The 14388-nt window shown below is 62.7% G+C and carries 19 protein-coding genes; 11 read left to right on the top strand and 8 right to left on the bottom strand.

The genetic code is table 11. The features are described from left to right. Positions 1-37 precede the first annotated feature (37 nt). The 5 genes from EN857_RS26275 to EN857_RS26255 form a co-directional block, all read right to left on the bottom strand. A complete protein-coding gene (locus tag EN857_RS26275) occupies positions 38-1240 on the bottom strand; it encodes an MFS transporter (protein WP_127391597.1) in 1203 nt (400 codons plus the stop codon). An 89-nt stretch (positions 1241-1329) separates the two neighbouring features. Further along, the gene (locus EN857_RS26270; protein ID WP_127283467.1) at positions 1330-1830 is read right to left on the bottom strand and encodes a cupin; all 501 of its coding nucleotides are present in this window, start codon (positions 1828-1830) and stop codon (positions 1330-1332) included. 192 nt (positions 1831-2022) lie between these two features. After that, positions 2023-2937, bottom strand: a complete 915-nt coding sequence (locus EN857_RS26265; protein ID WP_127392672.1) for a LysR family transcriptional regulator — start codon at positions 2935-2937, stop codon at positions 2023-2025. 150 nt (positions 2938-3087) lie between these two features. Next, a complete protein-coding gene (locus tag EN857_RS26260) occupies positions 3088-3363 on the bottom strand; it encodes a hypothetical protein (protein ID WP_127392673.1) in 276 nt (91 codons plus the stop codon). A gap of 189 nt (positions 3364-3552) precedes the next feature. Next, a complete protein-coding gene (locus EN857_RS26255; RefSeq protein ID WP_128346197.1) occupies positions 3553-3828 on the bottom strand; it encodes a hypothetical protein in 276 nt (91 codons plus the stop codon). Between the two features lie 219 nt (positions 3829-4047). Here EN857_RS26255 and EN857_RS26250 point away from each other — a divergent pair, with 219 nt between their 5' ends. The 6 genes from EN857_RS26250 (at position 4048) to EN857_RS26225 (ending at position 8314) form a co-directional block, all read left to right on the top strand. Continuing rightward, the gene (locus EN857_RS26250) at positions 4048-4905 is read left to right on the top strand and encodes a hypothetical protein (protein ID WP_135859333.1); all 858 of its coding nucleotides are present in this window, start codon (positions 4048-4050) and stop codon (positions 4903-4905) included. 234 nt (positions 4906-5139) lie between these two features. Continuing rightward, complete coding sequence (locus tag EN857_RS26245; protein ID WP_127283463.1) at positions 5140-5409, top strand: DUF2282 domain-containing protein; 270 nt, start codon at positions 5140-5142, stop codon at positions 5407-5409. 41 nt (positions 5410-5450) lie between these two features. Then, positions 5451-6485 carry a DUF692 domain-containing protein gene (locus EN857_RS26240; protein WP_135859332.1) on the top strand — a complete coding sequence of 345 codons (1035 nt, stop codon included), beginning with the start codon at positions 5451-5453 and terminating at the stop codon, positions 6483-6485. Beyond that, complete coding sequence (locus EN857_RS26235) at positions 6472-7257, top strand: DNA-binding domain-containing protein (protein ID WP_127392676.1); 786 nt, start codon at positions 6472-6474, stop codon at positions 7255-7257. Before EN857_RS26240 ends, EN857_RS26235 begins: the two co-directional genes overlap by 14 nt. 11 nt (positions 7258-7268) lie before the next feature. Continuing rightward, entirely contained in the window at positions 7269-7745 is a 477-nt protein-coding gene (locus EN857_RS26230) for a DoxX family protein (RefSeq protein ID WP_127392677.1), read from the top strand. After that, positions 7742-8314 carry an NAD(P)H-dependent oxidoreductase gene (locus EN857_RS26225; protein ID WP_210214002.1) on the top strand — a complete coding sequence of 191 codons (573 nt, stop codon included), beginning with the start codon at positions 7742-7744 and terminating at the stop codon, positions 8312-8314. Before EN857_RS26230 ends, EN857_RS26225 begins: the two co-directional genes overlap by 4 nt. On the opposite strand, the gene EN857_RS35260 is transcribed toward EN857_RS26225, so the two are convergent. Beyond that, a complete protein-coding gene (locus EN857_RS35260; protein WP_210235149.1) occupies positions 8293-8460 on the bottom strand; it encodes a hypothetical protein in 168 nt (55 codons plus the stop codon). The two genes, EN857_RS26225 and EN857_RS35260, sit on opposite strands and share 22 nt — an antisense overlap. A gap of 318 nt (positions 8461-8778) precedes the next feature. Here EN857_RS35260 and EN857_RS26220 point away from each other — a divergent pair, with 318 nt between their 5' ends. The 4 genes from EN857_RS26220 to EN857_RS26205 all read left to right on the top strand — a co-directional run bounded on the left by EN857_RS26220 (position 8779) and on the right by EN857_RS26205 (position 10922). Next, complete coding sequence (locus EN857_RS26220; protein WP_127392678.1) at positions 8779-9099, top strand: antibiotic biosynthesis monooxygenase; 321 nt, start codon at positions 8779-8781, stop codon at positions 9097-9099. 119 nt (positions 9100-9218) lie between these two features. Then, on the top strand, positions 9219-9857 hold the full coding sequence (locus EN857_RS26215) for a DUF1326 domain-containing protein (protein ID WP_127283291.1): 639 nt from the start codon (positions 9219-9221) through the stop codon (positions 9855-9857). Positions 9858-9866: 9 nt separating this feature from the next. After that, positions 9867-10730, top strand: coding sequence for a DUF2182 domain-containing protein (locus tag EN857_RS26210; RefSeq protein WP_127392679.1), 864 nt, complete (start codon positions 9867-9869; stop codon positions 10728-10730). A gap of 48 nt (positions 10731-10778) precedes the next feature. Further along, entirely contained in the window at positions 10779-10922 is a 144-nt protein-coding gene (locus EN857_RS26205) for a hypothetical protein (RefSeq protein ID WP_187331466.1), read from the top strand. Between the two features lie 8 nt (positions 10923-10930). Here the strand turns inward: EN857_RS26205 and EN857_RS26200 are convergent, their stop codons facing one another. Continuing rightward, positions 10931-12427, bottom strand: coding sequence for an aldehyde dehydrogenase family protein (locus EN857_RS26200; RefSeq protein WP_128346199.1), 1497 nt, complete (start codon positions 12425-12427; stop codon positions 10931-10933). A gap of 379 nt (positions 12428-12806) precedes the next feature. On the opposite strand from EN857_RS26200, the gene EN857_RS26195 reads away from it, so the two are divergent. After that, positions 12807-13136 carry a hypothetical protein gene (locus EN857_RS26195; RefSeq protein WP_245493315.1) on the top strand — a complete coding sequence of 110 codons (330 nt, stop codon included), beginning with the start codon at positions 12807-12809 and terminating at the stop codon, positions 13134-13136. Positions 13137-13247: 111 nt separating this feature from the next. On the opposite strand, the gene EN857_RS26190 is transcribed toward EN857_RS26195, so the two are convergent. Further along, on the bottom strand, positions 13248-14288 hold the full coding sequence (locus tag EN857_RS26190; protein ID WP_127393978.1) for an EscU/YscU/HrcU family type III secretion system export apparatus switch protein: 1041 nt from the start codon (positions 14286-14288) through the stop codon (positions 13248-13250). Positions 14289-14388 lie beyond the last annotated feature (100 nt).

The raw sequence follows: 14388 nt of genomic DNA, 5'->3' as shown, positions 1-14388 counted from the left end.
GTCTCCTTGGTTGGATAACAGTTTTTCAGGTTGATGCTCAGGCCTTCGGTGTTTGCAGCACACGCGCGATCGCAATCGCGCTGGCGAGAACGGCGACAAGCACGGCCACGCAGGCGGTCCACCCAATGCGGTCGTAGACTTGTCCGATGACGAAGCTGCCGGCGAGGCCGCCGCCGTAGTAGGACGCGAGATAGATGCCGCTCGCGGCGGCGCGATCGCGCGCGGCGGTCCGGCTGACATGTCCGGTCGCTATCGCCTGCGCAAGGAAGGTGCCGATAGCAACCAGCGCCATTCCGGCGAGGACGACGGGAAGGCTCGGAGCGAGCAGCAGAAGCAAACCGGCGATCGCCAGCCCGAGCGTCAGTCCGACCCCCACCCTCGGCCCGAGACGCGAGGCCACGCGCCCGGCGAGTGGAGTAGTCAACATTGAGGGCAGGAAGACGAAGTAGACCACGCCGAGGGCCATCGGGGTCAAAGACAGGGGCACTGCTACGAGCTGGAAGTTCACGTAGGTGAACGTGCCGATAAAGACGAAGAGGATCAGGAAGCCGATCGCGAAACAGGCGCGCAGCTCGACGTTTTGCAATGGTGCTTTCCAGGCCCCGCGGGCAGTCCCGCCAGTCCCGTCCCCACGCATCATGGCCGAGGTCTTCTGCAGCGTGAACCAGACAAGAGCGGCGCCGAACAGATTGAGGGCGGCGAAAGTCAGGAAGTTTGAAGAGATGCCGAATGTGTCGGCCACGGCAGCCGACATGAGCCGGCCGAAGAAGTTGCTGGCGACATTGCCGGTCACATAGGCCGCGAGCGCGCTGGTCGTCTGCCGAGCGGAAAAATGCTCTGCCAGGTAAGCCATCGTCAACGTGAAGGCGGTCGACATGCAGAGGCCTTGCGCTATGCGCAGCAAAGCAAAAACCACGATGCTGTCGGTCTGCGAAAGCAGCGTTGTCGGTATCGCCAGGATGACCAGGCTGATCCAGATGCCGTTGCGGCGATCAATGCCGCGTCCGAAGAGCGCGACGGCGATGCCCGCCACCGCCATGCCGAACGTGCTGGCGTTGACGGCGAAGCCCATGGTGGCGCGGCTGACGCCGAATTTCACCACCAGCGAAGGCAGGATGGCCTGGGTGGCAAACAGATCAACGAGCGTCAGGAACGCAATCAAGGCGATCAGGCCGAAGCGCCAGCCGTCTGCGGCCACTGAGCGAAGCCGCGTTGGTTCGGTATGTTCACTCGTCGTCATGACAGGCTCCGTTGCCCCGTCCCCGGGCGATCGCCAGAGGACGGGCTTTTGGTTTCTGATGTCGGGATAGCTTGGCCGCGACGAACGGCTCACATCATGTGGTCTTCGTGCATCGCGGGCGGCAGGACGTCGGCGGAATAGAGGACGGCCGGAACCTTGCCATTGTTCTTCCACCAGTGGGCAAGCTGACCGAACTCGGCGGTCACGTCACCGGCCGGATGTTCGATGCCGACCTTGCAGGTGCTGCGATATTCGGTGATCGAACCCTCGACGATCAGGATGTTGGCCGGGCGGACATTGTGCTCGTGCCAAGGCACGACGCCGCCGGGCTGAACGACGAGCTTGCGAAGGCGCAGCATGTTGCCTTTCCAGGCCTCGCCCTTGCTGCTCAGATCGATTGCGGAAAGGACCGTGTCGGTCACACCCACCGGCTTGCTGGGATGTTCCTGGATGTCGGTCGTCGCGGCCTGGCCGGCAGGACAGTCGCCGGCGAAAACCGGGGCCACCGAAAACGCGGCGGTGGCGGTGAGAAGTCCGAGTGTCAGCGCCAGCTTCAGCGGCACCTGCAATGCAATAGTCTTGGAAGCCATGTCGATTTCTCCTTTGTCGGTGCCCAATCGCGGAAGCGGGGCATGAGAGGAGAGTGACGGGAGCCTCGATGAAAGAGAAATGCTGACTGGCTCTTAATTCGATACCTGAAAACTATCGTTGGCTGTCCTGGATGCATGAAGAAGGCGCACGACAGGACTTGAGGCGCGCCACAACCATTTCTTCAGTTTTCTTCAGGCTGCGGTCTTACGGATTGCTTGAGCGAGGGCACTCTCAGGCCAGCCATGCGCCTTGACGCTGTTGACGAAGGCAGAGGCGGCCGGCGAGAACCTGCGCCCCGCCACGACCACCAGAGAGACCTCCCGCCAGACCTCGGGATCGATGACCGGCCGGATCTGCAAGCCTGGGATCACCGCGCTGAACTCCGGGATGAAGCAGATGCCAAGCCCCCCGGAAACCATGTTCTGGATCCAGTCCTCGCGCTCGCTCGCATAGGAGATCCTGAGTTTGACGCCACGGTCGTTGCACAGACCGGCGAGATGATCGCGATACTCGCAGTTCAGCCGCCTCAGATAATTTTCGCCGTCGAGTTCGGAGATGGCGACATTGTCGTTGCGGGCCAACCGATGCCCATTGGGGAAAGCGAGGACGAAACGCTCGCGGTAGAGCGGCGTAACATCGAACCTCTCCGGAAAACTGTTGCTGGACGCCATGATGGCGACATCGATCTCACCCGCCTCCAGCAGTTGCGACAGGGACGCGGGCACACCTTCGACAAGCTGCAGCTGAATGCCTTGCTGGCGCCTGTTGAAATCGGCCAGCAGGCCGGTGAAGCGGCGCGGGCCTATGGTACACATGACGCCAACCTTGAGGTTGGCGTTCTCCAGGCAGAGGAATCTCGAGGCCTCCTGCCGCACTCCGGTCAGCTCATCGAGGATCTGCTGAAACCGCGGCCGCAGCAAAGCACCCAGATCGGTGAGGTGGGTCAGGTTTCGCTCGCGGCGAAACAGCAGGCCGCCGACCTCTTCCTCGAGCTGCTGGATCGCACGTGACAGCGCAGGCTGGGTGACGTTGCACCTTTCGCCCGCGCGCGTGAAATTTCGGGTCTCGCAGACGGCCAGGAAGTAGCGGATGTGATGGATGTCCATAAGTATCGTCCCTCGAGCAGCGCAGGTGCATTTCCAGCTCGAAGACTGCCGCAAGGAACGGGATCGCGCCAATGCGCGGGGGCTATAAAGTCAATAGCGTTTCGTCATGCGACGATGACGGGCCAAGGCCCGCCATCTGGTCGTGTAGCGTCAGCTGTGATGGCCGAGGGCAAAGAGTTGCGCGCAGAACTGCGCATGCGGCTTGCTCATGGCGGCGTCGTTGCATTCCTTCATCATTGCGTTCTGCGTCGATTTCGGCGTGGCCTTCCACGCCGTCTCGAAATCGGCGCTCGACTTCATCGTCTTCATGCTGGCGTCGGTGAAGAAGGGCTGCATGTTGGAAGGCTCGTCGAGGGCGCCGGCGAAGGCAACGCCGCCAAGAACGGAAAGGGCAAAAACGCCGAGGCAGATAGCTTTTGGATTCATTTTCAAGTCCTTTTCTGGTCGGGTAGTCGTCCTGTCGACAACCGCTTGATTGATTGACAGCAATTGAGAATTTCTGGGTTTCTCGTTGCTGGCTTTGATCTCGCGACAATCAGCCGGCAAGCTGCCAATGCCATCTGCGTATCGAGGTTATGCCGGGCGTGCATCTCGTAGATGCCTACGATCGCACTGCTAGTCAGCTCCGCCCAAAGCGAGGACTTTGGCGCAGAACTGGGCGTGGGGCTTACTCATCGCCGGGTCGTTGCATGCCTTTGTCATCTTGACGCGATCATGCTTTGACAGAGCGAACCAGGCGTTCTTGAACCCAGCCATCGGTTTCATCGTCTTCATCGTGGCGTCCGTATAGAAGCTCGGAAATGCAGCGAAGTCACTGAACGGGTTGGCGGACGCAGGGTACGCACCAACGCCAATTGCAAACGCTGCCAGACAGGCAAGTAGTCTTCTCATCATTGATCTCCTTTCCAGGCGGCGGCTCTGGCAACAGCGCCAGGGCTGGCAACGCGCGTCGCCTCGTCTGATCGGGATGAAGAGTGCGGCGCGCGAAGACCGGCAGCCAATGCAATCTGCCTATGGACTTCATGCCACCTTGGCATTTCGGCTGATCAAGAAGATGCGGCAGTCTCATTCCAGTCGCCTTGTTGACGATCTTGGGATGGAGACGAAACCATGCTTGCCCAGTCCCCGATTAGACCGGACCAGGCCGCCATTTCAGCGGTGGATCTTGGCTTGGAGGAACGGACGATCGACATCGTGCTGGCAAACGATGCCCATGGCGCGTTCGTCTGGGGCGTGCTCGATCGCCTGCTGGACGAAACGAACTGCCGCGTCAACGGCGTCACGGCGTCGGGTTTCGCAGCGATGGAGGCATCCGTCTTTGCCTACGGCCTGAGCGTCGGCGGCAGGCGCGGCGCGCGGACGGCACTGGCCAATTTCTGGCGGCGCATCAGCCACGCTTCGGTCTTTTCCGATGACAGAGCCAGCCTGCTTCGATCTATCCTGGAACAGTCAATTGATCTCAAGCAAATCCGTGATGAGGAATGCCCGGTGAAACTGGGCGTGTTAGCCGTCAACGCGCGCACGGATGCGGTAAAGATATTCACGAGCGACCGGTTGTCGATCGATGCGATCGTCGCGGCAGCCACGATCCCCTTCCTTTCGCCGCCTGTCGAGATCGACGGCGATGCCTATTGGGGTGAGGGCGACGTCTTCCAGTCGCCGCGCCTCGTATCAGCTGAAGGTCGCCATCGCCTGATTATCGCCGGCAAGCCTTCCGTCTTCACCACGCCGTGTCCGGCTCGCAGCACCGCAGCCGGTCATTGCCTGACGAAATGCGCGCCGGTTCACACCATATTCGACAGTCGACACCGTGCCGGAGCTCCGCTGCTGTTGCGGCCCTGGACCGATTGGGGCGAACTGACCGACATGCGCGACAGGGGGCGGCAGCGTGCAGCAGCCTGGCTTGCCGCTGATCCTCTGCGCGCTGATGAAAGCCCGGTCGCAGCCAGCGAGCGACGATACATCTAGGCGCCTCGCTCCCCGCCTAGCCGCGCCTGCATCGCATACTCCCGAACGCAGGTGCCAAGCCCTCCGGTGCCCCCGCCGGAGGGCCTTTTCGCGCCGCCTTCCGGGACATAGGGAGTGCGTATCAAATCCATGCCGAGACAGCATTTCAGCTCGGCGTCACGATCGGACAGACTGATCTGCAGACGGGCCTCGAGGCCGGTCTTTCACTTGAAACGCCAACCAGGAGACAAGCCTGTGATCAACACAAAGACCCTCATCGGATCGGCCCTCGCGGCCGCTACTTCGCTTGCCGCGACAGCGGCCTACAGCGGCCCGGCCGCCAAGCCCGGCTTCGCCTTCGAGAAGTGCTACGGCGTCGTCAAGGCCGGCCAGAACGACTGCCAGACCGCGACGCATTCCTGCGCCGGCACCGCAACCGCCGACAACCAGCCGGATTCCTGGCTCTACGTGCCCGCAGGCAGCTGCGCCAAGATCACCGGCGGCAGCGACAAGCCGAAAGCCTGAGCAATCCAGACTTCGAGCCAACCCTTGAAAGGAGCAGACCGATGTCCCGTGCGTTTCAGTCCCTCGCGATCCCCGCATCGGCGGGCATCGGTCTTCGCTCGCCTCACATCACAGAGATGCTGACGAGGCGGCCCTCCGCCGGCTGGCTTGAGGTCCACGCCGAGAACTACATGGGGGAGGGCGCCGGCGTCGAGGCGCTGGAAAGATTGCGCGAGATCTATCCCGTTTCCGTTCATGGCGTCGGCCTGTCGCTCGGCAGCGCGCGAGGCTTGGACCGCGATCATTTGGAGCGACTGCGCAAGGTCTGCGAGCGCTTCCAGCCCGATCTCGTCTCCGAACATCTGGCCTGGAGCGTCGCCGACGGCGCCTACCTCAACGATCTGCTGCCGCTGCGCTACGACGAAGACGCGCTGGCGATCGTGGCGCGCAACGTCGAGACCGTCCAGGACGCGCTGAAGCGGCGTGTGCTGATCGAGAACCTGTCGGCCTATGTCGCCTTTGCCGATTCGGCGATGAGCGAGGCCGAATTCCTGTCCGAGCTCGTGGCGCGGGCCGGCTGCGGCCTGCTGCTCGACGTCAACAACGTCCAGGTTTCGGCGCACAATCTGCAATACGACGCCAAAGCCTTCATCGATGCGCTGCCGGCGGCGGCGATCGAGGAGATTCATCTTGCCGGTCACGCAACCAATCACGTCGGGACCGACACCGTGCTCATCGACGACCATGGCTCGCGCGTGCCGCCGGTCGTCTGGGCGCTCTACCAGCATGCCATAGACCGGTTCGGACCGCGTCCCACCCTGATCGAGTGGGACACCGACGTTCCCGTCCTCGACGTGCTGCTTGGCGAAGCGATGTGGGCCGACATGCTCACCGCGTCGATCATGTTCAGCCGCAAGCAAGCCGCGCGACGTGAGCAAACGACCGAAACACGAGCGCCGCCGATCCGCCTTTCTGTCGAGGCCGAAACGACGACCAGCATGCCCGTCCTTGCGGCGTTTGCAGCTGCCCGGTGCGCCAGGTCGTGCATGCCCGCGGCGCTTGTCTCAATCGAGGAGGAATACCATGTTGCCGCTTGAACACCTGCAGACCACCATCGCGCGGGCAGTGCTGGCCATGGAGCCAGTTGTCGCCGCGAATGTGCTGACCGCCGGCAGGGCCGATCCGTTGGCCCGCCTGCGTATCTACCAAAACAACACGCGCAGCTCGCTCACCGCGGCGCTGATGTCGGTGTTTCCTGTCACCGTCCGGCTGATAGACGAACGCTTTTTCCGCTACGTGGCGAGCGAGTTCATTCGACGGTATCCGCCGGCTGAATCGCGTCTTTCGCGCTATGGATCCGGATTCCCACGCTTCCTGAAGACGATCGACACGCTGTCCGACATGCCGATCGTCGCCGAGACGGCTCGGCTCGAATGGGCCATAGCTGAGGCCCTCGATACGGCTTCGCTGCCGCCCCGCAGCCTCGCAGAATACGACAGCACCGACCTTGGGTTCTCGCCGGATATCTTGCTCCAGCCCTCACTGCGACTGATCATCTCGCACTGGTCGATCCTGTCGGTATGGATGGCGCATCAACACGGGACGGCGGTCGACGAAAACATCACCTGGACAAGGCGTCCCGAACGCGTGGCGCTGTGGCGATCGGGGAACTACGTGCGGCTTTTTCTGCTCGACCGCGCGAGCTTCGCCTTCTGGCATTCGCTGAAGCACGGTTTCGGTCTCGATCATGCCACCGGCCGTGCCCTGGCGCTCGACCCGGCCTTCGACCTGGTTTCAGCCCTTGTGCGTCTGTTCCGCGACAGGCTCGTCACCGACGTGCGGATCGCCGCGAATTCCCCCTCAAACTGACGGAGACGGTCATGACCGCAATATCGGAGCAATCCTCGTCCAAACCGGCCGGCGTTGTCGGCCTCTACAAGCGTATCATCAAGCTGCCCGAGTACCTTCCGTTTTCACTGATCCAGCTCGCTGCTCGTGTGGCGGTGGCTCATGTTTTCTGGCAATCGGCGCAGAGCAAGCTCGCATCCTGGCCCGTGACGCTGCAGCTGTTCGCCAGCGAATACAATCTGCCGCTCATCGATCCGTCGATCGCCGCGCCCTTGGCAACGACGGCCGAAATCACAGGCTCGGTGTTGATTTTCCTTGGACTGTTCTCGCGCCTTGCGGCCCTGATGCTGCTCGGCGTCGTCTCCGTTATCCAGATCTTCGTCTATCCGGAGAACTGGGCCGAGCACCTCCTGTGGGCATCGCTGCTGTTTCTCGTGCTGACACGCGGCGCCGGCGTCTTCTCTCTCGACTATGTCGCCGAGCGAACCCTTTCGGCATCTGCAAAATGAACAGTCCGACCGGGCGGCGAAAGCACGATGCGCATCTTCATCGTCCACGCGCACCCCGAGCCCAACAGCTTCAACGGTGCCCTGACCCGATCGGCTCGGGAGGCGTTGTCGCGGCTGGACACGAGGTCGTTGTCTCCGATCTCTACGCCATGGGGTTCAACCCAGTGTCGGATCGCCGCAACTTCACGACCGTACGAGACGCGAACTACTACCACCAGCAGACTGAGGAGGCGAATGCGGCCGCCCACGACGGATTTGCTCCAGACATCCAGGCGGAGATGGACAAGCTCTTCTGGTGTGACGCCTTGATCCTTCAGTTTCCGCTCTGGTGGTTCGGGCTGCCGGCGATTCTCAAGGGCTGGGTCGACCGGGTGTTCGCGTCTGGGGGCCGTATTTATGGCGGCGGCAAATGGTATGATCGCGGCGTCTTCTCAGGAAAGCGCGCGATGTGTTCCGTCACGATCGGCGGGCCGCCGCCGATCTATTCCGACCGAGGATTGAACGGCCCAATCGGTGCAATTCTATTTCCGATCAATCACGGTATGCTCTACTTTGTCGGCTTCAGGTGATCGAGCCTTTCCTCGTGCACGCACCTGCGCGCATCAGCGACACCGAACGCCGGATTTTCCTCGGCCGTTACCGTGAACGGCTGCTTGGTCTGGCGCATGCGCCAACCATCGCTTACCCAAAACTCGTAGACTTCGACCACAGCCATGTTTTGAAATCGGCGTAGTCCAGTCCACCAGGATAGGACGTCGACGCCAGCCGGGGTTTCTGAGCTAGCTTGTTGGCCCCATGCGGCAGCGGACTCGAAGTCCCCCCTCTCGCTGAGAATTCCCATCAGCGGTCACGTTACTGTGAAGCTGTAACGGCCAGTCGCTACGGATCGAACAACTGACTGTCACAGCGAGAACCTTACCCCGCAACGGGAACTGGCCTGTCGCCAAGGCCGCGCCACGAGACGCCGTTCAACACGCCTATCGAGGCACGTCCCGAAGGTTCTTTGCGTGAAAGCGATTGAATGGAGGAAGACATGACCGCTTACAACGTCGTCCGGTTCCGCACCAAGCCCGGCAGGGAGCAGGCATTCATCGATGCGCACATGAAGGCAAAGCTCGACGTCAAGGGTTTCCGCAAAGGTGCGCTCATCAGGACTGGCGACCGAACCTTCTGCATCGTCGGCGAATGGAACGACATGGATAGTCTCGCAGCGGCGCGGCCGCAGATGATCGGGCTTCTGGATACGATGCGCGACATGCTTGAGGATCTTGGCGGCGACCTCGGCGTGACCGATCCGGTCTCGGGGACGGTCGTTGCCGAGATCGCGACCGAAGTGGCCCAGTTGCAGGCGTGAACCGCTCGACCGCTAACGTGAAGGGCCAGTCTCAAAATCGGAGAGCTGCGCACGAATAGCTGGAGTGCGGCTTGCCATCGTCGTACTATCTGATCCCTCGATCTTCGGGAGGACTGGCCATGAATGCAGTACCTCAATGGCGGCTCGCAGGCGACTGGTTCGACATCTGCAGCTGCGATATCCCTTGCCCCTGCGAGTTCGCACAGCGGCCCACCGGCAATCATTGCCAAGGTGTGCTCGCCTGGCATGTGCGCGAGGGTCAGTATGGCGACGTCAAGCTCGACGGCCTGACACTGGTGGCGCTCGGCGAGTTTGAAGGCAATCTCTGGGCTGGCGAGGCAAGTGCCGTGATGGGCATGTATCTCGACGAAAGGGCGAACGAGCGGCAACGCGAAGCCCTGCAGATGATCTTCGGTGGCCAGGCCGGCGGCTGGCCGGCGGGCTTTGCCGCCAATGTCGGCGAGATGCGTGGCATGGAGTTCGTGCCGATCACTTTCGAGGTGGCGGGCGACCTGGCCACCTGGCGCGTCGATATTCCTGGCCTCGTCGTCGGTCACGCGGAAGCGCTTTCCGGACCCACCACCCCACCCGGCAAGCGGGTGCAGACGATCAACTCGCCTGGTTCGGAGGTCGGCCCGGGCCAGGTTGCCACCTGGGGGCGCTCTGTCGAGGTGAGCGCCAAAGGCTTCGGGTTCGACTGGACCGGAACGGCCCGCTCGAGCAAGCACATTCCGTTCGACTGGACCGGCCCGAACTAGGGTACGGCGATGGCTGACGCGTTCCCCAGGACATCGCGGCGGCTAACCCGGAATCTGCGCGGCATCCCGTTCGGTCTGCTCGCATCGCTGGTCGGGCTGACGGCAGCGGCGTGGGCGCTCACCCTCTACCAAACCTTCAGCATGGATATGCCCATGGGCATTGCCGTGCGCGGCGGCATGGCGGGTATGGAAGGCATGGCCGGCATGGCGATGGCCGGAATTGCCGCCGACGGCTGGTCGGTTGCCGGCGCTGCCGCTTTTCTCGCTGTGTGGACCGTGATGATGGCTGCCATGATGCTGCCAGCTGCGGCGCCTATGATCTTTATGTTCGCGGCGGCGCAGGCGAGGCGCGAACAAGGCGTGGCCGTCCCGACGTGGACCTTTGTCGCGGGCTATCTGCTCATCTGGGCGGCCGCGGGCCTTGTCGTATATGTCCTGGTCCAGCTCGGCAGCGGCTTTGCAACGAGCCTCGATCCACCGCAGCGTTCGAAATGGGCACCGCTCGCGCTTGGCGCCACGCTTGGCGTCGCCGGGCTCTACCAATTCACAACCTTCAAGCATGTTTGCCTCAGCCACTGCCGCTCGCCGCTCGCTTTCGTTGCGCAGCACTGGCGCGACGGACGTGTTGGCGCGCTCAAGATGGGGCTGCGCCACGGCCTATATTGCTTTGGCTGCTGCTGGGCGCTGTTTGCCGTGTTGGTCGCGACCGGCGTCATGAGCCTCGCCTGGATGCTGCTTTTGACGCTGGTTGTCTTCGTCGAGAAGCTGCTGCCCCGTGGCCGGCGCTTCGAAGGTAGCGTGGGCGTTGCGCTGGTGGCCCTCGGGATCGTCCTATCGCTCGGGGCGATCGATATGCCTTGGATGGGTGGCTAGCCGCCTTCGCTTCTGCCTGGCATCGCTATCTCGCGCAACGACGAGCGCATGCGGGTGGTGCCGATCGACTATCGCGACGCCCACCGCGCGGTCGGTATCATCACCGCCCGGGGTTACGTGCACCACTCGTTCTCCGAGCAGCTGATGAACCTGATCCGCACCAATCTGCGGGAGCTTGGCTCACTGACTTAGGGGTATGCCTAGTCAGTCTGGATCCAGACCGACTTCGTCTCCAAATATTCGTGCAGATGCTCGACGCCGCCTTCGCGGCCGTAGCCCGACATCTTCATGCCGCCGAACGGCACCGCCGGGTCGATGGCGTGGTACATGTTGACCCAGACCGAACCGGCCTTGACGCGACGCGCCAGCCTGTGCGCGGTGCCGAGATTGGTGGTGAAGATACCCGCCGCCAGGCCGTAAGGTGTCGCGTTGGCGCGCGCGACGGCCTCATCCAGCGTGTCGAAGGGCATTGCCGAGATGACCGGCCCGAAGATTTCTTCGCGTGCGATGGTCATCTTGTCCGACACCGCGCCGAAGACGGTCGGGGCGATGAAGTTGCCGCCGTCATAGAGCTCGCCCGTCAGCCGCGAGCCGCCGGCGACCAGCTCGGCGCCCTCGTCGCTGCCGGCCTTGATGTAGCCTTCCACCTTGCCGGCCTGCCTTGAGTTGATGAGCGGCCCGATTTCGGTCTCCGCCTCGATGCCGTGGCCGATGCGCAGCTTGCCGGCAAACTCGGCGACCCGGCGCACGAACTCGTCATGGATCTCGCGCGCCACGAACAGCCGCGAGCCGGCGATGCAGATCTGGCCCGAATGCACGAACACCGCCATCGCCGCGACCGGCACCGCCTTGTCGATATCGGCGTCGCGGCAGACGATGATCGGCGACTTGCCGCCGAGCTCCAGCGAAACGCGCTTGAGGTTGGCGACGCCGGCGCGGGCAATCGCCTGGCCGGTCAGCGTCGAGCCGGTGAAGACGATCTTGTTGACGTCCGGATGTTCGGCAAGCCTTGCGCCGGCCTCGGCGCCGGTTCCGGTGACGATGTTGACGACGCCGTCTGGAACGCCGGCTTCCTGCATCAGCTTCGCGATCAGGAGCGGCGTCAGCGATGCATCCTCCGACGGCTTCAGCACGATGGTACAGCCGGTCGCCAGCGCCGGCGCGATCTTCCAGATGGAGGCGGCGGTCGGCGCATTCCAGGGAATGATGGCGCCGACGACGCCAACCGGCTCGCGGCGGGTGAAGGTGACGATTTCGCCCGGAATGGAGTTGTCGATTGCCTCGCCATGCAGCGCGGTCGCCATGCCGGCATAGAAGCGCAGCATGCCGATGACGCGGCGCCGGTTGGCCAGCGTGCGCGTGATCGGCAGCCCCATGTCGAGCGTGTCGGAGACGCAGAGCTCTTCCCAATGCGTCTCGAACAGATCGGCGATCCTGAGCAGCACGCATTGCCGCTCGTAGGGCGAGAATTCGGACCAGGGGCCTTCGAAGGCAGCGCGCGCCGCGGCCACCGCCGCGTCGACATCGGCGGCCGAGCCGCGCGGCACTGTCGCCAGCACCTCTCCCGTCGCCGGGTTCAGCGCCTGCATCACCTCTGCGGATTGCGCCGCAACCCACTTGCCGCCGATGAACATCGGCCGGAATTCGCCATGGTAGAGCGCCGTGGCCTTCGCCCTCGGGTCGAAGTTCAGCGTCATCGTCTCCTCCTCACGAATTCCGGGCCGACTATTACTCCCAGCGCCGGCGACCTCAAACAAGGAAGCTAAAAGGGCGTTCAGATAATCGGACTGTGCAACGCAAGCGTCTTCCCCGATGGTTCCGGCAATGGAGAGATATGAGACTTGCTGGCAAGGTCGCCATCGCGTTCTTCGAAGGCGGGGCAGGCCAGGAACTGACCTTGTGCGATAACCGTGCCGGCTTCGAGCGTCATCCTGACATAAATGGGCTAACCGCCATGTTAGGGTCCCACGATCGAGGACAGCTGTTACGTGCTGTTCTGAAATGAGAGGAGCGTTTCCCACGTCCAGGATCAGCCGTCGCACTGTGCTCTTTCGGTCAGGCACCGCCGCCGTCGCCTTGACCGTATCAGCCACGTCACTCGCCGCCGAGGCATCGCGTCTAGAGGCAGAACCGTCGAACGAACTGCGAGCGTTGATCGACGGGCACAAGACGGCATATGCGGCGTTCCTCAAAGCTGTCCACGAAACGGGTGCCAACAGCCGCGACTACGATGGAGCCAGCCGGGAAGAGGAGAGGGCGCTGATCTCCATCTGCGCTTTTCCCGTGGCCACGCAAGGCGATCGCTTTGCCAAGGCAACGTATCTTCTCGAGATCGAGGCGCGCGGCGAACTGGATTTGCCAGAGCACATGCAAGCTCTGCTCCACTCCACGATGTGGACGGTATGAGATCGCGGCCGTTTGGCCAGCGGTTCTCCATCAGATACCCAGCCGCGCTCATACCCTGACTGTCGGGTTCGTTTCCACATCGCGACTGCAAAAGAACCGCAGGATTTTGCCTCAGGTGAGCCCGTGGCGGACGAGGTGGCGAACGACAGGTGAGAACATGTCCTGGCCGATATATGTTCCCGTATTGGCGCGCTCGAAAAGTGGTTCCGCGACTGTCGCATCGTCGACTACTGGAATACCTGCCTGGCGTGCTTGCGCAGCCATCTCGTCGGCCGCGCGGCCCTGGCCCTTGCCGACGACGGTCGGCACCGGCGTTTCGCCTTTGACGTAACGCAACGCCACGGCGCAGTCGCCGGTCACGAAGACGATGACCGCATTTCTCACGCCAAGCTTCGCAGGTTGCGTCACCGCCTGGCGCCGCTGCCGCTGCTGCTCGTGGCGGATCAAGGGATCGCCTTCGAGATCCTTGTGTTCGCGCTTGTATTCGGTTGTCGTCATGCGCATGTCGCGAAGGAACAGCCAGCGCTGGATCGGAACGTCGATCACGCCGATGACGACAAAGGCCAGGGCGGCGGCGATTCCAAGAGGTGTCAACACCGCCGTGATGATTGGCTCCAGGCATGACGGACCGCAGCCCGGCGCATCGAAGAGCGGCTGCAGCCACGCCATCAGGATGAACACGAACAGGCTTGCCAGCAACACCACCTTGGCCAGGCCCTTGGCGAACTCGATGACGTTGCGGAGCGACAGGATCTTCTGCAGGCCCTTCGCCGGATTTATGTGATCGAACTGCGGCTTGAGCGGTTCAAACGAGAAGACCGGTCCGAACGTCCCCAGCATGCCGAAGGCAACGGTGAGAACGACGACGATCCCGACCAGCGGCAATGTAGCAAGCATCAGCAGCGAGAACGAATGGCGGATGGCCCGCAGGCTGGCGTCCCCGAACGGTTCGCCGGGCATCGTCACGGTCTGCACGAGGTCCGAAAGGCGCTTGAAGAGCGTCGGCCAGGCGAAATAGAGATACGCCAGCGCCGCGAAAAGCGTGAAGCCGGAGACCAGGTCGCGGCTCTGCGGAACCTGGCCCTTGCGGCGGGCGTCACGGAGTTTCTTGTCCGATGCCGGTAGCTTCTTTTCCTCAGCGTCTTCGGCCATGTTGCAATCTTACCGCACAGTTGTGGTTCCAGTGGGCCGATGTGCGGCAGCGATGCGAGCGCTGCGGTATCGTGGATTGTCAGCCCGTTCCTCTCCTGAT

It is taken from the genome of Mesorhizobium sp. M4B.F.Ca.ET.214.01.1.1, assembly GCF_004791545.1.
Lineage (GTDB): Bacteria > Pseudomonadota > Alphaproteobacteria > Rhizobiales > Rhizobiaceae > Mesorhizobium > Mesorhizobium abyssinicae.
This window is presented reverse-complemented; position numbering and strand designations above follow the sequence as displayed.